The sequence below is a fragment of the Bradyrhizobium sp. 63_E2_N1_3 genome, assembly GCF_052076005.1.
GTDB classification, from domain to species: domain Bacteria; phylum Pseudomonadota; class Alphaproteobacteria; order Rhizobiales; family Xanthobacteraceae; genus Bradyrhizobium; species Bradyrhizobium barranii.
In genome coordinates, this window is sequence record NZ_CP197235.1 from 2,652,985 (window position 1) to 2,671,307 (window position 18,323).

Annotated in this window: 19 protein-coding genes and 1 pseudogene; 9 read left to right on the forward strand and 11 right to left on the reverse strand. The window is 58.8% G+C overall.

Annotation, left to right across the window (positions count from 1 at the left end; all coding sequences use genetic code 11):
- Nucleotides 1-234: 234 nt before the first annotated feature.
- Both AB7531_RS12250 and AB7531_RS12255 read right to left on the reverse strand, forming a co-directional pair.
- Nucleotides 235-984, reverse strand: a complete 750-nt coding sequence (locus AB7531_RS12250) for a recombinase family protein (protein WP_245328587.1) — start codon at nucleotides 982-984, stop codon at nucleotides 235-237.
- Nucleotides 985-1,241: 257 nt separating this feature from the next.
- Nucleotides 1,242-1,448: a hypothetical protein gene (locus tag AB7531_RS12255; protein WP_187387981.1), complete on the reverse strand. Its 207-nt coding sequence runs from the start codon at nucleotides 1,446-1,448 to the stop codon at nucleotides 1,242-1,244.
- 419 nt (nucleotides 1,449-1,867) lie between these two features.
- On the opposite strand from AB7531_RS12255, the gene AB7531_RS12260 reads away from it, so the two are divergent.
- Both AB7531_RS12260 and AB7531_RS12265 read left to right on the forward strand, forming a co-directional pair.
- Complete coding sequence (locus tag AB7531_RS12260; RefSeq protein WP_135217021.1) at nucleotides 1,868-2,125, forward strand: hypothetical protein; 258 nt, start codon at nucleotides 1,868-1,870, stop codon at nucleotides 2,123-2,125.
- Between the two features lie 2,053 nt (nucleotides 2,126-4,178).
- Nucleotides 4,179-4,379 (forward strand): hypothetical protein, encoded by a 201-nt coding sequence (locus AB7531_RS12265; RefSeq protein ID WP_283017265.1) that lies wholly within the window; start codon nucleotides 4,179-4,181, stop codon nucleotides 4,377-4,379.
- Between the two features lie 239 nt (nucleotides 4,380-4,618).
- Here the strand turns inward: AB7531_RS12265 and AB7531_RS12270 are convergent, their stop codons facing one another.
- Nucleotides 4,619-5,257 carry a response regulator transcription factor gene (locus AB7531_RS12270; RefSeq protein ID WP_063981908.1) on the reverse strand — a complete coding sequence of 213 codons (639 nt, stop codon included), beginning with the start codon at nucleotides 5,255-5,257 and terminating at the stop codon, nucleotides 4,619-4,621.
- A gap of 246 nt (nucleotides 5,258-5,503) precedes the next feature.
- Between AB7531_RS12270 and AB7531_RS12275 the strand changes: the two genes are divergently transcribed.
- Nucleotides 5,504-5,842, forward strand: coding sequence for a hypothetical protein (locus AB7531_RS12275; protein ID WP_135217019.1), 339 nt, complete (start codon nucleotides 5,504-5,506; stop codon nucleotides 5,840-5,842).
- Nucleotides 5,843-6,021: 179 nt separating this feature from the next.
- On the opposite strand, the gene AB7531_RS12280 is transcribed toward AB7531_RS12275, so the two are convergent.
- Both AB7531_RS12280 and AB7531_RS12285 read right to left on the reverse strand, forming a co-directional pair.
- On the reverse strand, nucleotides 6,022-6,270 hold the full coding sequence (locus AB7531_RS12280; RefSeq protein ID WP_063981910.1) for a hypothetical protein: 249 nt from the start codon (nucleotides 6,268-6,270) through the stop codon (nucleotides 6,022-6,024).
- Nucleotides 6,271-7,063: 793 nt separating this feature from the next.
- Entirely contained in the window at nucleotides 7,064-7,447 is a 384-nt protein-coding gene (locus tag AB7531_RS12285) for a response regulator transcription factor (protein ID WP_346283375.1), read from the reverse strand.
- Nucleotides 7,448-7,845: 398 nt separating this feature from the next.
- Here AB7531_RS12285 and AB7531_RS12290 point away from each other — a divergent pair, with 398 nt between their 5' ends.
- From AB7531_RS12290 to AB7531_RS12300, 3 genes are all read left to right on the forward strand, one after another.
- Entirely contained in the window at nucleotides 7,846-8,292 is a 447-nt protein-coding gene (locus tag AB7531_RS12290) for a hypothetical protein (protein ID WP_187387982.1), read from the forward strand.
- A gap of 609 nt (nucleotides 8,293-8,901) precedes the next feature.
- On the forward strand, nucleotides 8,902-9,381 hold the full coding sequence (locus AB7531_RS12295; protein ID WP_354076562.1) for a PH domain-containing protein: 480 nt from the start codon (nucleotides 8,902-8,904) through the stop codon (nucleotides 9,379-9,381).
- A 313-nt stretch (nucleotides 9,382-9,694) separates the two neighbouring features.
- Entirely contained in the window at nucleotides 9,695-9,964 is a 270-nt protein-coding gene (locus AB7531_RS12300) for a DUF3551 domain-containing protein (protein WP_283018916.1), read from the forward strand.
- 631 nt (nucleotides 9,965-10,595) lie between these two features.
- Here AB7531_RS12300 and AB7531_RS12305 read toward each other — a convergent pair.
- Nucleotides 10,596-10,893, reverse strand: a pseudogene (locus tag AB7531_RS12305) (SOS response-associated peptidase); the annotation flags it as partial.
- A 77-nt stretch (nucleotides 10,894-10,970) separates the two neighbouring features.
- Between AB7531_RS12305 and AB7531_RS12310 the strand changes: the two are divergent.
- Nucleotides 10,971-12,005: an IS110 family transposase gene (locus AB7531_RS12310; RefSeq protein WP_063981913.1), complete on the forward strand. Its 1,035-nt coding sequence runs from the start codon at nucleotides 10,971-10,973 to the stop codon at nucleotides 12,003-12,005.
- A 992-nt stretch (nucleotides 12,006-12,997) separates the two neighbouring features.
- On the opposite strand, the gene AB7531_RS12315 is transcribed toward AB7531_RS12310, so the two are convergent.
- Nucleotides 12,998-13,165, reverse strand: a complete 168-nt coding sequence (locus AB7531_RS12315) for a hypothetical protein (RefSeq protein WP_167768364.1) — start codon at nucleotides 13,163-13,165, stop codon at nucleotides 12,998-13,000.
- Between the two features lie 192 nt (nucleotides 13,166-13,357).
- Here AB7531_RS12315 and AB7531_RS12320 point away from each other — a divergent pair, with 192 nt between their 5' ends.
- Nucleotides 13,358-13,573, forward strand: a complete 216-nt coding sequence (locus AB7531_RS12320) for a cold-shock protein (RefSeq protein ID WP_063981915.1) — start codon at nucleotides 13,358-13,360, stop codon at nucleotides 13,571-13,573.
- A gap of 240 nt (nucleotides 13,574-13,813) precedes the next feature.
- Here the strand turns inward: AB7531_RS12320 and AB7531_RS12325 are convergent, their stop codons facing one another.
- From AB7531_RS12325 to AB7531_RS12335, 3 genes are all read right to left on the reverse strand, one after another.
- Nucleotides 13,814-14,077 (reverse strand): hypothetical protein, encoded by a 264-nt coding sequence (locus tag AB7531_RS12325; RefSeq protein WP_080586857.1) that lies wholly within the window; start codon nucleotides 14,075-14,077, stop codon nucleotides 13,814-13,816.
- A gap of 272 nt (nucleotides 14,078-14,349) precedes the next feature.
- Complete coding sequence (locus AB7531_RS12330; RefSeq protein WP_167768324.1) at nucleotides 14,350-14,523, reverse strand: hypothetical protein; 174 nt, start codon at nucleotides 14,521-14,523, stop codon at nucleotides 14,350-14,352.
- 67 nt (nucleotides 14,524-14,590) lie between these two features.
- A complete protein-coding gene (locus tag AB7531_RS12335) occupies nucleotides 14,591-14,746 on the reverse strand; it encodes a hypothetical protein (protein WP_167768323.1) in 156 nt (51 codons plus the stop codon).
- A gap of 255 nt (nucleotides 14,747-15,001) precedes the next feature.
- On the opposite strand from AB7531_RS12335, the gene AB7531_RS12340 reads away from it, so the two are divergent.
- Complete coding sequence (locus AB7531_RS12340) at nucleotides 15,002-15,622, forward strand: hypothetical protein (RefSeq protein WP_135217044.1); 621 nt, start codon at nucleotides 15,002-15,004, stop codon at nucleotides 15,620-15,622.
- Between the two features lie 577 nt (nucleotides 15,623-16,199).
- Here the strand turns inward: AB7531_RS12340 and AB7531_RS12345 are convergent.
- On the reverse strand, nucleotides 16,200-18,071 hold the full coding sequence (locus AB7531_RS12345) for a sensor histidine kinase (protein WP_135217043.1): 1,872 nt from the start codon (nucleotides 18,069-18,071) through the stop codon (nucleotides 16,200-16,202).
- Nucleotides 18,072-18,323 lie beyond the last annotated feature (252 nt).

Consider the following 18,323-nt stretch of genomic DNA (forward strand, 5'->3'; position numbering starts at 1 on the left):
GAGGGGCCCACTCCAGATCGGGGGGCATATTGCCCCCGGTAACAACCCGAGCGGAGCATCGATTTTCGCATTCATTTCCTACCGACCGGCGGCCACCGTCGGGCAATCAACTGTGGGCGAAAACAAGCTTCAATGACCGGTACCGGAGTCCCAGCCTGATCAAATCCGGACCTATACCCCGGTATCTCCCCACCCCCCGCTGAACGATTCCGATCCGTTCACGGGAGGTGGGCCTCAATCTGCGAGGCGACTGCGCACGTTGATGACCGCGCGCGCCGTCCACTTGCCGCCACGAGCGGTGCGAACGCCGCGACGATTAAGTTCATGTGCGCTGGCGTTGGCGCTTAGCCCGGCGAGTTCGCCTTGCAACATCGGACGAATCAGTTTGGCGAACTGGTCCGCTTGTTCACGGACCGCAGCACCGGACTTGGCGGCGGCGGCGGCGGCGGCGGCGGGATCGTTGAAGGTCAGCGTTTCCGGGCGCGGATTGCCGAGTTTGACGCCTTGCGCCTTCTTGGCGGCCAGCGCGTCTTTTGTGCGTTGGCTGAGGGCCTCGCGCTCCTGTTCGGCGACCATTGCCATGATACCGACCATCATGCGGTTGGCTTCCGGCATGTCGAGCGCGACGAAATCGATCCCGGCATCGCGTAGGCTCAGCAGGAACACCGGATCACGCGACAGACGATCAAGCCGCGAAATGATCAGTTTAGCCTTGTAGCGACGGCAAGCATCCAGTGCCCGCTGCAATGCCGGCCGGTTCTTGTCGCTCTTGCCGGATTCGATCTCGACGACTTCATCGACCAGCTTCCAGCGGCCGCCGTTGAGCCATGTGGTGACCGCCGTGCGCTGCGCTTCGAGGCCTAGGCCAGATCGAGCCTGCTTACCGGTCGAAACTCTGAGGTAACTGACATACTTGCCGTCGTGTCTGACCATGTCCTGCCTGCATTTGCAAAACACCATATCGAACGTATTGGTGTTTTGCAAATAGCCGACACACGAGGAGGCGCACCTGCCGCGCCATGGGCGGCCGGAGATTCACAGAGGGGCAGCGTGGTTAGGGGCTACCCACTGGCCTGCTGAAATAACGCATGAGTGGTCGCCAAATAGCCTTCTGGAAGCAACGGAGCAAACGATGTCCAATGGTCAGGGGTAGCACAAGCCGACTATTCCGCCCGTGCTCAGGGCGGAATGCCCTGTGCTAATCACCTCGATTGCAACAAGGTGCAGGCTGATCGAAGGGCCTATTTTTTCAGAGCTTCATGTTCGATCAGCAGCGGCTCGGCTTCGCTGCCGGAATCGATGATCTGGCGGATGATGACCCGGATCGGCCCGCCATCCTCGTCAGTGTGCGGCTGGATCGGTCGACCCCAGCCGCGATCCAGCAGGATGCCTGCCGCCGCCACGCGCGCCGCCGGTGGCACGGTCTCTTGGCTGACGATCCCAGCCAACACCTTGACACATAGCGCGGTGTGGCCCCGTGCGAGCGACCGCAGATCAGTTGGGATTTTCTTTCGCGGCAATGGTGTGCGGGGTGAACCTCCCCCTCCTGTTGGCGGCGTCCGGCGCTGCGCGTCACGCGCATACCCTAGCACAAAAAGCGCCCGCCCGACGTAAGATACGCTATTACCGCGCTGGGTTGCTAAGTGCACGGGCGGCGAGGGTGGGCGTGGAAGGTCCCGCGCTCGAGACAGCGCTGGAGACTTACGGAGCGCCCGGCGGATCGCTCTTCATCCGAACGACTGTATGCCGAGCAAGAATAGTGTGCTTTGCGCTTGCTCAGTCAGCTGCCGCGTTGCGAGATGCAATTTTCTTGTTGTCGTTTGCTCGATGTGTTGGGCTCCATCCGCAGGGAAGCGAGGAGGTAGCCTTGACCTTCACGATCCACTCGTCAAAAGACGGAAACGTCCAACAGACGTTGAGAATTAATTCTCGTTCAGCAGTCGAGCGCGCGCTCGCGCTTCACGACGCGGGTTGGGACGTGTACATAACTGACGCGGCTGGTCGTCAATATCAGCCCGAGACCTTTGAAACTCTTGCTGCGCATGGTCCGGCCCTCACGATTGCAGATCAGATGATCCCGCGCGCCAATTTGGAAATGCGCATCTCGCGCCGCGAAGTTCCGTAAATCGACGATTGCACAACTGGACATCAACGGTTGGGCGTGGTGGCTTGCGGCCGACGCGCGTCGTCGTCGACAATCGCACGAACCCCGACAAAGGTCTCTCCCGCCAACCGCCTGTAGCTCCGGCCGGGTCAGTAATCGCCGACTGCCTTGGCTCGCTCCGGTAAGGCGGCTAGATATTGAGGCGATAAGCGCGTTGAGAACGTGGTGTACAACGGCGGTCCGTATAGTGCCGCATCTACGCAGATGGTGGCGGCGCGGCGTTCGACATCAACGTCAAATTCAAGAAAGTGTTCTTTGTCGGCGGCATGCCAGGGTTTTTCTAGCCGCCAGCGCCATTGCGCCAATAGCCCTTACCAAAATCTTCTTCATTGCTTTCCTCAAATCCGCTTCCGTTGTCCCCGAAGGGGCTAGGCAGGAATGCCTGCGACTCCAACTGTATTGGTAGATGAGACAAGGCGGAGCGGCCGTAGCGTGGAAACCACACTCGCTAACCAAAACTCGGGCAAAGTCTTAATTTCGCTTAAGAGTTCCATGCGACCGTTTCGTGACACGCGCTGGTATCGACTGCCGGAAACTTAAAGTAACGAGCTGCACGCTGGAAAAGCGGACTTCGCGCAAGAGGGCCGTTCGTGAAAGCATCGTTGTCTTCATCGCGTTAGCGCTGCTTCCATAATTTCATGCACTTGCGCCCATGCCAGGATGGCGTGCCTGGTGCGAACTTTTACAGTTACGATAGATTTGCGTGCAGGGGAGTGAGCGGCCCCGCGCGAAGCCAGCCCCCGCCGGGGCCGCTTTCATTCCTTCTGATCGGGCGGGGTCGTTTCCGTCGTGCCCTTGAGCAGCTCAACTCCTACACAATCACCGGCCCATAGCTTTGTGCCTCGGACCGTTCCAACGAGTTTGCAGCCGGTCTGCTCTTTCGGCTTTGCCTGAACCGCCGGCCTGTTGCCTACCTTTGGGGACGCGCTCTGAGCGAGCGCTGTTGTCGAAAAGCAGATGGCGACGAGAATGAGCAACGACCTGAACGTCATTGTTTGCCTCTCCGACTACCGGAATTCCCGCAGAGCATTCGCGCCCTGCGGGATTGCCGGGCTCCTCAGTATTGATTGCTTGCTCAATCGGCCCGCCCGGTCCATCGCAAAGCTTGCACCGAGCAAATCGGAGCGCGAGTCCAAAGTATGCTCCTCCGAATGAAACAAAAGAGGTGTTGCGACGAAGACACTGTAACATTCGCGACGGGTAGCAAAGGTGCCAGTGAACAACCGGTGAAGCAAAGCCTGAAGCCGAAGACCCCCGACCGGGATGGGTCAAGTAGGCAGGGCATGTACTCAATGCGCAGATTGGAGTCCGCTTCCGGAGGATATTGTTGCAAAACTCTTTTTGGTGCGTCGAACAAAAATTCTTAGAACCACTAATTCGTTTTGCGGGCGCCGACGTGAGGGACCATATCAACTGATCCAAAATCGATCCCCGATCTCCATAATGGCACTGACAACCGCTGCAGCAGCGGAGAGGCCTTGAGATTAGCTTTCGCGATTTTTACGGTTGTTCGATTTTCGACTTTTGCAACAATGTCGATCGATAATTCGGATCAATCAGAAAGACCGTGTTGTTTCAATTGGTTATCGTATTTCTCAAGCGACGTTTCTCGACGGCGAGGCCGCCAGCGATATACGTTCCAGACAAACAGCGCGCACGGGCTTTACACAGGAAAGATCGCAGGGCTTCTGGCTGTGGTTGCAACCTCCCGATCTTCAGGCACTGATCCCTCTCAGGGACGCGATCTAACGCGTTTGGGACGCGCTCTGGTACGTCTGCGGGCCGTGCGCGTCTTCACATGTGCGACGGGACAGACGCCCACCAGGGCGTCCCCTGCGAGTCCGCGCATGCGATCGACCGGATTGCCCTCTTGGGCGCTGGCGGGGTTGTTCGGGCCGTCCTGTGACCTTGGTGTCTGACGAATCCGCTTTCTTCGGTTCACTTTTATACTTTCGCTGCGGAACGGAAACTCAGGCTGCAGCGTTAGTGCGCCAAACTTTGGGGCTGGCGTACCTTGTCCAAGAACCACTACCACGCGCGCGAAGCGGCAGCGGCGCTGCTCAAAATGGCAAAGGCCACCTCCGATCCGGCTGTTGCTGTCGGGCTTATTGAAGCCGCCTCCAAACTTAAAGACGAAGCTGGCGAGCTATCCCCGCCAGTGACCGTCCAACCGCCAGACGTGTACCCCGACGACGTGCAGCCAAAGGAAGATTGAGACAGTGATGACGACGGCGCGAACCTCCCGTGGTCCCATGGTGGGTGGCGGGACGCCCGTTATCGTCGCCTTGCCGCTCTTCGGCTGAACTGCTTCGCCATTAGGCCTCCATGAGGTGCATCATGACACGCGGTCAGTTCTTGCGGATCAATGCTTTGATCTGGGCAATCGCCGCTCTTGGTGTGGCGTCAATCGTATCTCTGATCTGGCGATGACGCTGGGCGCGCGATCTTGACCAATTAGCTCGCTGGTCGGTCTCGGTTGTGGTCGTTCAAAATGCCGATCCGCTCGGCCATCGAAACCAACTCGGGCAAGCTTTGAGCCTGCATCTTCTCCATCACCATGTGGCGATGGGCCTTGATGGTGCGCTCGGTCGCTCCCAGCGTGTGGCCGATCTGCTTGTTGAGTTTGCCGCGAATGACCAGTTCGAAAACCTGCCGCTCGCGCGGCGTCAGCGTCGCGAGGCGAGCGCGAATGCTGTCCAAGGCGCTCTGCTGATCGCGCCATGTTTGCTGATGTGCGAGCGCCTTCTCAATGGCGCGAAGCAGTTCATCGCCTTGTACCGGCTTGGTGAGGAAGTCGTGCGCACCCGCCTTCAGCGTCCGTACGATGGTCGGGGTGTCAGCATAGCCGGTGAGAAAAATGATCGGCAGCGATGACCCGAGTTCGCTCAGCCGCTTTTGCAGAGCCGGACCGTCCAAGCCGGACATCTGCACGTCGAGAATGATGCAGCCTGGCTCGTTATCGCTCGGTAGCCGGTCGAGCAACTGCTGGGCGGAAGCGTAGGTCGCCACGCTGTACCCGACCTGCTTCAAGCGACGCTCTATCGCCGTCCGGAATGACTGGTCGTCGTCAACGAGATGGATGAGCCCCGGCACAGATCGAGTTCTCCCCGGACGAATGGGTCTAGGTTTCGGGCATTAGACGACGAAAGACCGTCACCGATGCCCCGGTGACGGCTCCTTCTCGCTCACGCACGCAACACCGTGTCCCAGAAAGGACGGGACCGATGATGCTCGGACATGGTGAAGGGAGCGTTAACGACGGGCGCGATGCCACTTCCTCTCGTCGCGAGGGCTAGAGGTGGTGTTACTACCTGATCAACGTGGTGAGGATCGGATAGAATGCCGCCAGCAACCATGACGGCCCGCGTGATGAAGCAGAGCAAGCACCGAGAGTACCGCCGCAACGTGAAGGCCAGAGCCATCGCGCTGAAGGGTGGCCGGTGCGAGCAATGCGGCTTTGCCGACGAACAGGCGCTGCGCTTCCACCACACCAGACCTGTGCGGCGTGGTCGCAACGGGTTGCGCAGGCAGGCTCAGTCATCGACCAAGTCGCATCTCGCTGATGTTCGCGGTGTGGGCAAGGACGCCCGCCTGCTGTGCGCGAACTGCTCCTGCATCGACACGGCACGGGACTGGTCGTTGAGCGTCAGCATCAAGCGAAGCACGAAGCGCGCGTGACAGTCGATGCGGTGACGGTGAGGGACCCTCTTGCGGGACGCCATCGGGGCTGGGGTCCTCTCAGGGCGTGAATTCGTGGGGGAACCGCAGAACGGAGCCCTACGATCGTATTCAACCCGGACGAAATCCAGATTGCGTTGCGGAGACGGCACGCCGCGAAACTGTCTGATAGCGGACGCTTATTCGAGCGGTGCTTCGCCCGCCGACTTCATGAGCAGCGCAATGTCGGCCTTCGAGATGGCGAAGCGGGCCGGATCGACCGGCGCTGCGAGCGGGGGCTCGATCAGCCGCCGCATTAGCCATTCGCGGAATTCCTGGCGCTCAAGGCGCAGCGCCGCCTTCAGGCCCGCCTGGAAGAACCGCTCGCGCTGCGCTGGGTTGAGCCGCGCCCATCTCTGCATCGTGGCCTCGAACAGATCACGCGCCATCTCGCGACCTTTTAATAACGAGAATTCGGCGAGTGAAACTCAAAAATCGAAAATTGCAAAGGCTGAAGGGGCGCGGTTCGCGCACCCCGGCGGAAGGGTCCTGTGCCCTAAGGGACACCCAAAAAGCATGGATGAGCAGGGCTGACGAGTTTAGAAGTCGCTTCTAAACCTTGAGTGATCCCGATGGGGACCATGTCCAACCTTGAGGTGCTGATGCTGCTGGCGGTGATGATCACCATCGCGGGCGCGGTGATGCTGACGTGGCGTTGACGACCGGCGGTACTGCAAATCCGGTGGCAGGCGATCAGGCTGCGCAACCGAGCCACTGATCTTCATCGTCGTGATCGCCGTTGTGGTCGCGGTCGCGGTGATGCTTGCTGGCCCAATCGTTGACCGGCAGCGGAGCGGCGCGCCGCTCCATTGGAAGGTCTGGAGGCCCCGGCGACCGTGCAGATTTGTCACACCGGCTGGAAATGCGCGGTTGTTCCCTCGACCGTCATAATTAGAGCGATCACGGAGACCTACGATTTTCGGTTCCGGGGACGCAGTAGGGGGATCGTGGAAGTGCCGAAATCAGAAGCAGAAGTGTCAGCCGATCAGCGGGACGAAGCTGACAGGATAGACGATCTTGCTCACGCGCTGGCGGATCACTTCGGTCGCAAGGTCGTGCTGGTGTGGCCAGACGACGAGGAGTAGTGGTTGAGCCCCGCCCAAACAGCCATCATGGTCTCGCCGCGCGGCGGCGTCCTCCCGGCTTTCATCGAACCGTGCCAGCCGTCGGATAGTGGGCGCGCTACGCCAACCCCGTCGCCGCCCTATGCAGCGGCTCCATCAACGAATTCGCCGAGAATGGCTTTGTCAGATAGGCGAGGCACCCGGATTGATACGCAGCCGCGCGAACGGCTGGGCTGTCGTTCCCGGTGATGTAGATGACTGGCACAGAAATGTTCGCTGCTTTGAGACGGTGCCTCACTTCGATACCCGAAACGCCGCCCACGTCGATGTCGAGAATGACACAGGTCACCCCGTCGAAATCGTTGTGATTTGAGAAGGCTTCCGCCGAAGGAAATAGCAAGGTTTCGTAGCCAGACTGCCGCAGCAGTCGCGTTACACTCCGCAGCATTCCGGCGTCGTCATCGACGACAAGAACAAGACCCCGCTCTGGCATGCAGGCCATCTATGAGAAATCCCTTCGCGGGTCAAATGCGATACGCCATCGTTAGCAACAGTCGGAAAACGATGGCTTTGATCCACGTCAACTAGGCGGCAATCGTTCGTTTTGGAACATCTCGCGCTGCCCATGGCGTAGGCGGGCACGTCATCCACCGCAATCTGTAGCGGCTTGCCTGTTCCGCGCGGCCAGTCCCGTCCGAGCGCACGCCGTCCACAAGCCTCCTGCTCGTTAGCAGCCGCAGCACGGGCTGATAACAACCCGTTTTTGCCTGTTCATCGTTTGGTCGAGCCGCTACGGTACTCGGACTGACTGGGGACCCTTGGGGCGGGACGGGAATGCTTTTAGTTGTGGAAGAGACGATCAGATTTTTTTCCGCGTTGGCTGTTAGCCGGAACTTCAAAATGGCGAACATGATCACGCGGGATGCGCTTCCGATCCTTGGCGACCATATTCAACTTCAACAAGTCATTCTGAACCTTGTTGTGAACGGGATGGACGCGATGAAGGACGCCTACCGAAAACCACATCATCAGCATCCGGACTTCGCGCCGTCGATAACATTGCCGAGCTATCTGTCTCGGATCGCAGCTCGGGCATTCCCAAGACAAATGAAAGCGGTGTTTGAGCCGTTTTTCATCAGCAAGACGGAGGGCATGGGCATGGGGTTGTCGATCGCCGCGCACTATTGTTTTGAAGCGCACAGCGGGCAGTATGAGCAGAAAAACGGGATCACGGCGGCGCGATGTTCCGGATCAGACTTCCTCTTGGCTGAACCTACCAAAACAGGACGACGGAGAGCGCAGCCACGCTGGGAACGAGGGTGGCGATCCCCGCCGCTTCGACGGTGAATACCCGTCTTGGGTTAAATGCCATGCGCCATTTTTGGTGGCAGTCGAGCGACAGCGTTAATCTGGATCATGTGCGGCGACCATCACACCCAGCAGCCGCTCCTTCAGCGGCTTCGGGCAACATTGAGCGCAGAATGCCGCTAGGGACAGTTTCGGGTCGTCTCAGCCCTCATGGTTGCACCGCTTAAGCCATCAGCGCGCTAGCAAGTCATTCCGGTCGCACATCTACGGACGGCTCGACGGGTATGGCGGACGGTCGTTCTTGCGACGCACACACCGTTAACTCGTGTCCTACCCGCGCCGCAGGCAGCAGCGACTTCCGTGATCATGCCGTTGGGCGGAGGAGTAATCGGCGCAGGTGTCATGGCTTGCGCCGATACTGCGACCGATAAGGCGAAGCCAGCAATAGCAATCAACCTAATCATTCTGCACCTCCCTTAACCGTCCCTAACCTCCCGACTTCTCACGGCAGGAGATGGGTCCGGCTCTCGTGTGAAAGCAACGCGAGTTTCCGGCGCTGGCCGTTGGAAGGCTTGAGATAGATCAAGGTCTGTCTCGGTTTAAAATGGCGCATATTACTGCGGTGATAGGTAAACTCAGGGTAGGCGTATGGGGCGCTATATTGACGAAATCCTACAGCCTGGCGAAAGGGTGCTGTATTCGACCAACGAACACTGGGTGTACTTTCTGCCTGCAATCGGGGCGTGGATCGCGGCGGTCGCATTTCTGGTGCTGTGGCGCCTGGCCGCCGCCGACGCGCTGACGTTGGTTTGGTTGGTATTGGCGGCGGTCGCTGGGCTTGCGGCATTGTACTGGACGGCGACGGCTTGGTTCCACCGCTGGACCACCGAGACCGACGTTACCAACATGCGGGTCGTCCACAAGACCGGTTTCATCAAGAGGCGGACCTTTGAGATGAGCCTCGACAAAGTTGAGAGCGTCGATGTCAATCAAAGCGTTCTTGGCCGCCTTTTGAACTATGGCGACCTCACCATTCAGGGCGTCGGCGAGGGTACGCAAACCATTTCCACCGTTAATTCGCCTCTCGCATTTCGCAGCGCCATCACGACAAGACCGGTTGGCACGTAAATCGCGGCATGGTTTGACACCCGCCCCCAACAAAAAGCATGCTTCCCGTCGGAATTGTTCCCTTCCGATATGATTGCTGCTGCCCACGCTGTATTATGTTTGTCTTCGCGCTGCTGAGTTACCGTCAGTCGACAATTCGTATATTGTGGGGTGCCTTTGGCAGCACCGATTGACTGACAGTAAGCATCATCCTGCATTGCGAGTTTCTCCGGCCCAGCAATGTTGTCGGCGCGAATGTGAATTGATCTGAAGCAATAGGCTTTGTCTGGTTCGAGGTGCTGATGCGATGGCGTCGATCCGTAAGGAAATTCTGATGCGCATTCCAGCTTTGGCGATCTGGGCAACGATCGCGGTTTTGACCGCCGCACCAACTCAGGCCCAAACATATGGCGGGAATGCACCGATCTGCCTACAACGTTGGTACTGGGGCGGAGGCGAAACTTTCTACTGCGGCTATAGCTCGATGGCGCAGTGCCACGCCAATGCATCGGGCCTCTCCGCCATGTGCGTTACCAATCCATATTTTGCGAACGCACAAGTGCCACGGGAACCAGCCTATCGACGGCCTCGTCGCGCCTACTAGATCGGACAGGGGCGCGACGACTCGGGTTGAGGCGGCCGACGCCCCCGGAGAGGCCCGCCCCTCGATCCGATCTCGCACGAGCCGCATACGCTGGCGCCGAAGCCAAAATCCGCCGGCTGGAGGCCTTCGGCGCTGTAGGTGCATCGATCTGCGACAACCAAACGACTGAACGGGTATAAAATCCGGACAATTCTTGATCTTCAGTGTGACCGCGGCCGTAAAGAGGCCAAACGGACCTGGCGTCCTTTGGCAGCCATCTCACTGTTGTCAGCGCGGGCTACACGACCGACATGAGCTACGATACATCCACGATAGCCACATTGCGCCGCGCGTTGGACGAGGTGCTGCTTGACGTCCGTTTCCATCAGCGGAAGTCGCCTTCGGCACTTGAAATTGCCGAACATCTCCTGGCGGGTGCCGCGGACAGAAAACGGTACCTAGAGCGCCTGAAATGCTCGGCTTCAAGAAATTAATCGGCGATGCCGCGCGCTTGCCGAGCTAGACTGCATAGCGATCTCAAGACTCTTGCGGGCAGATTTTTGGGGATCGGTAAGGTCGATCGACGGCGACTTTCATTTGACGGCCTTAGTCCTCCTTCGGCGCCACGCGCCACGATCCTCAGCGCATCACCCGGCAGCGGACGTTGCTCGGAGAAGCTGTTAGCCGGGACAAGGCCGCGGTTCTCCGGCTTCAGCCAGGCTCGCCAGTGCGGTGACGGCATTGCGGATGTTGGTGACCGGTGGCCCGCCGAACTTTGGTGGCGGCGGCATGCCCCAGCGCATCATGGCCAGCTCGCGGCCCGTGTCGGTGTTGCGCACCACCGGGTGATCCGGAAACACGACCGGCATCGGCGCGAGGTTGCCGACATAGCGGTTGACGACGCGGAATAGGGCGATGATCGCGGCTTGGTTTGTGGTGATGCTGTAGATGGGGTGATTGCGGTTGCTGCTCGAAAGGCTCAGCCTGGAAGGGAAGCCGGCGAGCCGGTGGCAGCAGGAGCGGGAACATGAAGCACTATGTCGGTCTGGATGTTTCGCTAAAGGAGACGGCTATCTGTGTTGTGGACGAGAATGGCGTCGTCATTCGCGAGGGCAAGGCACTTTCGGAACCGGAGGCCATTGGTGCCTGGCTCAACGAAAGCGGATTGCCCATTGTCAAGATCGGGATTGAGATTGGTGGTCTCGCTCGTTGGCTGTACAGCGAACTGCGTGCTGCCGGCTTACACGCAGTCTGCATCGATCCCCGAAGACTGCGTGGCGTGACTAAGACGATGCCGATTAAGACCGATCGAAACGACGCTCGCGCCATTGCACAGGTAATGCGGGTCGGCTGGTACACCGTTGTTCATATCAAGGGTGACGTGAGCCAGGAGCTACGAATGCTTCTCAACAATCGCAAGACGCTTTTGATCAAGCAGATCGATATCGAGAACGAAATTCGCGGCGTCTTACGCGTCTTCGGCTTAAAGCTATCTGGTCGTATACCTCAAGCGACGTTTGAGCAGCAGACTAATGAACTCACAGATGGCCATCCACGACTCGCGGCGATGCTGCGCCCAATGCTTGTGGCTCGAGCCGCGCTGCGTGAACAGTACGGCGTCCTGCACAAGATGGTACTTGAAATAGTACGCCGCGAACCGACATGTCAGCGGCTCATGACGATACCGGGCGTAGGTGCACTGACGGCAATCACGTTTCTAACAACCATTGATGACCCGGATCGCTTTCAACGCTCCCGCGATGTTGGCGCGCATCTTGGCCTTACGCCACGCAAATACGCATCTGGGGAAACCGATCGGAATGGCGCTATTTCGAGGTGTGGCGATGTGATGCTCAGCACCATACTTTATCAGGCAGCGCTTGCACTTCTAACCCGCACCAAGCGTTGGTCCGCATTGAAAGCTTGGGGTGTAAGGGTGGCCAAGCGACGCGGCCTTCGCCGAGCGGTCGTAGCAGTCGCACGAAAATTAGCGATCGTGATGCATCGGATCTGGGCAGATGGAAGCGAGTTCCGATGGACCCGCGAGGAGGCGACCGCATGATCAATTAGCAATTCAGCGGATCCGCCGAAAAGGCGGGACGACGTCCTGCGAGGACGAGGTCGGGGTGACTGCGCTGCAACCTCTGGGCCTGCAGCACGCGCCTAATAGATAGCAGCTCCCGATCTTCGGACTACCATCGTGAGGCGGCTATGAACGTCGACCTCGTAGACAAGAGCGAGCCTCGCAGGCTGTCGGTAACGAGCTGAACCCTTGTGCCAGCAACCGCAATCAGACAAGAGGTTGCACATGCGCTTTGCGGACTAACACTTGTTGAAGTCCGTTAGCTTCCGCATGTAGTAGCCCTGCCTCTCAACGGCGAGCTTAATGTCCTCGCTAACGCTCGCTACTTTTTTCTTCTTACGCCATCTACCTGACGCGTCAGGAATTGGCAGACCATTGCGCACAACCAACAGATCACGCTTAGTGTTCAGATACACATCGAGAATATCGCGGGGCGCAGAGATAGCAAGCAACTCCGCCCGGACACGATGGGCAGGCAAGCCGCCACAGATTGCGGTGGATAGCGTGACGGCCCAACAGGCACGAGCGTCTGCAGGTGCTCGCAGCTTGATCCAGATCAAGCCCTGTAGTGAATAGGCAAGCTGAATTGCCATCGGTGCGGCACGACTTCTTCAGACCACGCCGGGAGGGAATTTTTAAAGACTTGGATCCTTCGGGAATTGCTTGAATACTCGTGAACAGCCATGCCCCTGCAGTTCGAGCGTGCCGTCGAGAAGATGGAAATATGGAGCGCGAACAGCGACGGCTATTCTTTCGTGATCAGCTATGAAAGCCCTGCCGTCCCGGCTTTCACGGACGCGCCGGTTATCTGGCGTCGTGGCGTCCTGTTTATGAAGGCCGCAGCGCGATCAGGATCACCGGCTCGCCCTTTAAAATTTTCGACGAGGCCGAAGCTGCCTGCGATGCGATGCTAAAACTCCTGATGAGCGAAAATTGACGCGATAGCCAGCAAATTTGGGAAAGGCAACGGACTAGCATTCAGCGTGACCGCCGTCCTCTTCGTGAAAGCGTTTCGCTTCCTCCTGCGCGACCAGCCTTGCGAGCATCCGCCGGTGTTTGTCCGTGATGCTCGGATTGGCAAGCTGCCGCTTGGCGATGATCAAATTCGCATAGTGGATGAACTCTTCCATCGACCCCATGAGCGCCTCCCTGTCCCTGCGCGACGCCATTCGCGCGCCCATAAAAGGCGACCGAACCGAAGCTTGCAATTGTCCCTAAGGGCAATTTGCCGGTCAGGCGCGCTGTCCTAGAAAGCGTTTCGGTTTGGCTCGGCGAAGAATAGGTCGTCCGCTTTCATGGCGAGCCTACAATACGGGGGGAGGGGTTTCGCGATGTCCATGGTTGGTACGGTCAAGTTCTTCGATGGAGAGCGTGGCTATGGCTTCATCAATCCCGATGACGGCGGCCGTGATGTGTTCGTTCATATCACCGCAGTCGAGCGGGCCGGACTGAAGGACTTGACTGAAGGACAGCGCATTACATTCGAGGTCGAACCGGACAAGAAGGGCAAAGGCCCCAAGGCGGTCAACCTCGTGATCTCATCCTGAAATGCTGCCCGCGCCGGACATTGGATCTGTTGCCTGCGGCCATCGGCATAGCCCTTGCGGCGCACGTGCGCCGCAGCTCCTGCGCATGTATTGACTTGGTTCCAAAAAGTCGCCGCCACGTGGCTGTGATGTCCCGCCCGTTCGCTATTCGGTCGCCTGTCCGCGTCGGGACGATAAAAAAGCCGCCACCGGGACGAAGCGGTGACGGCTTCTTTCTCGCTCGTGACCGCGAACAAGCCTTTACCGCCCCGCCCCAACGCGATTGACGCCGCCATTTGCATTGCCACCGGCGTTATGACGGACCGCAGCGCGCGCCACCGGACGAGGCCTCAGCACGACGCCTGCCCGGGCAACGCAACCCACCGGATATTCAACGTACTGGCAGTACACGACCGCCTGGGCTGGCGCTGGATTGAGAGTGACACCTGCAAGCCCCAACAGGGCGCTAGCAGCAATCCCGGCAACAGTCGCTGACTTGATCGAAAGACGCTTCTCCGGATGCATGTTGGACCTCCCTCTTCGCGCTTGCGTCACTGAAAGGTGACGGGAGCCGCCTCAGGTGCGGCTGAACATAGCGTGAGCGCTAAAGGATCGCTAACGTTGACGTAGATCAACGAGGGGTCTGTGCACTGTTGCCCCTCCCGGTGTCCGTCCTATGGCCCGGCGCTGGCGGCGCACTGTACGGCCTTCTGCCGGGCCTTGGCGGTGCCGTGGGCCGCCTGTCGCCGTTGCGGTGACGTGCTGCCGCGCTCGACGGGTGATGAGGCGACGCCGCGCTAAGGGTTCTCCTCGCTGTGTTCTTCGAGCAGCTTCCGCGTAGCCTTGATGCGGGCGGAGACGTTCTGAAGCGTTGCGTCCGAACTGATACCTTGCGAATGCAGGAGCATCCACAGCGCTTCGGCAAGGATGACTTGATTTTCTAGAATGGCGCGTTGGATTTTATCCATCATCAGCCATGCTCCGTTGGTTGCCCTCCGCGATCGATCGCCTGTCCGCGCCCGGTTGGTTCGCTTTAAGTCAGTCGCTCTGACGATAGCGATTAGGCCGAAACGGAATGTCGTCGATGTACGGTCGCACAACCCGCTTGGTCTTGAGCATGTCGCGCCAGGCATAGGCATAAATCGCGATCAAGACAGAAACGAAGGACGTCCACAACAGGATGATCCACTTCATTTGCGTTCTCCTCTCGATGTAGGCGAGCAGATAGGATCCATGGGATCGGAACCCAGTTTGGAGGTGCTTGCGTTAGATCAACGCTTGGGCTGATTGTGGCGTGGCCCACGCGACGTGACGCGCGCGCCAACGCCGTGTTCTCGGCACCCATGCGCCGCCGCGTCGAGATGACGTTGGCGGGGAGCATCGAGAGAAGGCGGACCCTCCCCAGGTCGTTAGGGTCCTTCCGATAAGGGGTATTGGTGCCGGGACCGCGTGACCGCGCCCCTTCAGCATATTTGCGTTTTTCGTTTTTCGATGTTTGTTTGCCGCATCTGCTTTTCAAAGGCTCGCGAGATGCGGCGCACTGATCTGTTCGAAGCCACGATGCAGGGATGGGCGCGCCTCAACCCGCAGCAGCGCCAGCGGTTTTTCCAAGCGGGCCTGAAGGCGGCGCTGCGGCTTGAGCGGCAGGAATTCCGCGCTTGGCTCATGCGGCGGCTGATCGAACCCCCGCTCGCCGCGCCGGTCGATCCGGCCAGCTTCGCAATTTCGAAGACCGACATTGCGCTGCTCATGAAGTCGGCGCGCCCCAAAAAACCCTTCCGCAACGCAATCTGGATAACACCCGGGTTAGATACGATCGAGACGTGGGGTTCTGCGGTCCCCCCACAAACTCACCCGCCTCAGAGGACCCCAACGGCGAACCGGTCCAAATTTGGACTTGAGCGCGCACCCATCCACTCGCACCGACTGTCACGCGCGCTTCGCGGTCCGCTTGATGTTGACGCTCAACGTCCAGTCTCGCGCCGTGTCGATGCAGGAGCAGTTCGCGCACAGCAGGAGAACGCCCTTGCCCTCACCGCGAACAACAGCGAGATGCGACTTGGTCGATGACTGAGCCTGCTTGCGCAGTCCGTTGCGGCCACGTCGCACAGGTCTGATGTGACGGAAGCACAATGCCCGTTCATCTTCGAAGCCGCACTGCTCGCACCGGCCACCCTTCATCGCGATGGCCTTGGCCTACACCTTGCGGCGATACTCACGACGTTTGCTGATCTTCATCACGCGAGCCGTCATGTGCTGGCGTCCGTCTATCCCAGCCTCGCAGTGTGGTCAGGCTCGACCATGGGTCACCGGCCACAGGCGCGGATAATCCGGTTCCCATGCAACTTCGGCCTGACTTCCGGCGCCGCGCTTGCCGCATTATGGCGATGATGACCACGGTCTCGATGTCGCTTGTACCTCAGGACAATGTCCCCCGAGACAATTGTCGTGGCTCGGTCATTGAGCCATGATCGGAGGTACCAGCGCGGTACTAAACTCTAGCCCCGACGGCCCCAGTCATTCTCCTCCGACTGGGGCCGTAGTGCTTTTTGACAAACTAGCGGCGCAAGCATGCTATATCGGATACGCCACCATCGTTCTCAGCGTGGCTGTGGTGGTCGTGGTCCTATTCACCCTTTGGTGAGCATCAGACAAGAGGAAGCCTGATCCTAAACGACGCGCCGCCGTGATCCCGATTTTTCGCCGATAACTGGCCATTGTGCGCTTCCACGATGGTGCGCGCGATGGACAACCCCATACCCATGCCTTCCGCCTTGCTGGTGTAGAACGGCTCGAAGATCTCTTTCAGTTTGTCTTCGGGAATGCCATGGCCGCGATCAGACACGGATAGATCGGCAAACTTTTCGACGCGCGAAGTCCGGATGTTGATGATGCGGTCTTCGATTGGCGTATCCTTCATCGCGTCGATCCCGTTCACGACAAGGTTCAAGATCACCTGTTGAATTTGAATGCGGTCGCCGAGAACCGGAAGCGCATCCGGCGTGATCGCGCTGACTAATTGGAATTTCCGGCCAACCGCCAGCGCTGAAAAAAAACTGATCGTCTCACGCACGACTTCGTTGAGGTCAAATTGCTTCTGCTCAAACGGTGCCTTTTTCAGAATGCTGCGCATTCTCCGGATGACTTCGGTGGCGCGGTTGTCGTCCCTTAGAATGTCATCAAGGATTTCGTTTACTTCGTCGATGTCCGGATTTGGAGACTTCAAGATCGCCTGCGCCGTCTCGGTATTGGTGAGAATAGAGCCGAGCGGCTGGTTGATTTCGTGGGCAATTGACGCGGTCAATTCGCCAGCCGTTGAGAAGCGGTTGACATGCGCCAGTTCCGTCATGCGCTGCCGCGACTGCACTTCGGCAAGTTGACGCCGACGATGTTCGCGCAGCAGACCGGCGATCAGCGCGGTTTGCGATAGAATAATCGTGGCTGTGAGTGCGACTTGCCACCAATACCGTTCCCAGACGGTTGGTTCTCGGAAATAGACGGTGCTGCCGGGCGGCAGATTGCTCTCGGCAATTCCCCACCGCTGCATTTGCCGCCAGTCGAACATAGGCGCGGCCAGTTGAACAAACGTCGGCTTGATGTCGGCAACATTTTCGCCGTCAAGGATGCGGAGCGCGACTTCCGCCGCCTGCTTGCTTTGTCTGGCGACGATCTGCATTGGCCCACCAACGATGCCCTCTCCAAAAAAGGCTTCGTCGTGAAAAAAGATGGGTGCGTTGGCTGTCCGGTAAAACCGGGCGAACGCACTGTTACCCTCATGCGCCACTCCCGCCGCATCGACATTCAACCCAATCCAGAAAATCGCACTGTGTGGCGGAAGGTTGGCCGCATCCTTGAGCATCTCTTCAAAGGAAAGTTCATTGTACCATCGAAATCGCACACGATCCGCGAACCGCGCAGTGGACTTGGCGACCTCGTTGCGCCACCAGGTTTCGCTCGGCGAAGCACCGACAACGATGGCGATGGTCGTTGTTTGAGGCAGGACGTGCAGGATATTTTCAAAGAAAACAGGATCGTCGTTCGTGATCGCCACGACAGTATCGTACTTGGTCAATTTATCGAAGTCCACGCGGCGTCGCTCTACCAGAGTGTACAGCATGGGCGTCGTTGGAAAGAGGTCTTTGCGGTGGGCCTGCACGAAATTGGCCGCAGGCGCGCCGATGGCGATGATCAGATCGGGCGACTGGTCAATATTAAGAGTGCGAAGATACTCGACGAATGGAGCGTCTGATTTGTCGCTGCTTCGCCGGGCATTCAATAGCGAGTGATCTTGAAACTCAATGGATGCCCGTCGGCTTAACTCGGCGCGAAGGGCTTCGGAATAATCAGTCCACGGCCTAAAGCGAAGACCGAATGAATGCAGCATCATTACCCGCTTGGGTTCTGGATCAGCCGCCTGACTTTGGCCCTGCATCGCCAGCAATAATGCGACGGCCAGCACAGCGATGAGGGTCCGCGCGCAAAAAGATCGCCAAGATAGAGCAGCAGTCCAGAAAAGCATTCCCGTCCTACTCCGAAGTCCGCAGTCCGAATACCGTAGCGGCTCGACCAAACGATTAATAGGCAAAACCGGCGCTGTGAGCCGTGCTGCGGCTGCTAGGGATCACAAGGCTCCTGTCCTTTGGACCGCGTGCGGGCCGCGCGGGCCAGGCAAGCCGCTACAGATTGCGTGGATGACGAGACGGGCACAACGGAGGCGGCGACGCGGCCAAGGTCTCACGGCAAGAAGCGGACATTCGGGCTGGCCTTCAGC

What these genes read in the sequence shown, in the direction of transcription:
- AB7531_RS12295 (WP_354076562.1), top strand. Translation starts at nt 8,902, where the DNA reads ATGGGGCGCTATATTGACGAAATCCTACAGCCTGGCGAAAGGGTGCTG.
- AB7531_RS12330 (WP_167768324.1), bottom strand. Translation starts at nt 14,523, where the DNA reads ATGATGGATAAAATCCAACGCGCCATTCTAGAAAATCAAGTCATCCTT.
- AB7531_RS12320 (WP_063981915.1), top strand. Translation starts at nt 13,358, where the DNA reads ATGTCCATGGTTGGTACGGTCAAGTTCTTCGATGGAGAGCGTGGCTAT.
- AB7531_RS12335 (WP_167768323.1), bottom strand. Translation starts at nt 14,746, where the DNA reads ATGAAGTGGATCATCCTGTTGTGGACGTCCTTCGTTTCTGTCTTGATC.
- AB7531_RS12315 (WP_167768364.1), bottom strand. Translation starts at nt 13,165, where the DNA reads ATGGGGTCGATGGAAGAGTTCATCCACTATGCGAATTTGATCATCGCC.
- AB7531_RS12310 (WP_063981913.1), top strand. Translation starts at nt 10,971, where the DNA reads ATGAAGCACTATGTCGGTCTGGATGTTTCGCTAAAGGAGACGGCTATC.
- AB7531_RS12325 (WP_080586857.1), bottom strand. Translation starts at nt 14,077, where the DNA reads ATGCATCCGGAGAAGCGTCTTTCGATCAAGTCAGCGACTGTTGCCGGG.
- AB7531_RS12300 (WP_283018916.1), top strand. Translation starts at nt 9,695, where the DNA reads ATGCGCATTCCAGCTTTGGCGATCTGGGCAACGATCGCGGTTTTGACC.
- AB7531_RS12345 (WP_135217043.1), bottom strand. Translation starts at nt 18,071, where the DNA reads ATGCTTTTCTGGACTGCTGCTCTATCTTGGCGATCTTTTTGCGCGCGG.
- AB7531_RS12275 (WP_135217019.1), top strand. Translation starts at nt 5,504, where the DNA reads ATGCCGCCAGCAACCATGACGGCCCGCGTGATGAAGCAGAGCAAGCAC.
- AB7531_RS12280 (WP_063981910.1), bottom strand. Translation starts at nt 6,270, where the DNA reads ATGGCGCGTGATCTGTTCGAGGCCACGATGCAGAGATGGGCGCGGCTC.
- AB7531_RS12290 (WP_187387982.1), top strand. Translation starts at nt 7,846, where the DNA reads ATGGCGAACATGATCACGCGGGATGCGCTTCCGATCCTTGGCGACCAT.
- AB7531_RS12285 (WP_346283375.1), bottom strand. Translation starts at nt 7,447, where the DNA reads ATGGCCTGCATGCCAGAGCGGGGTCTTGTTCTTGTCGTCGATGACGAC.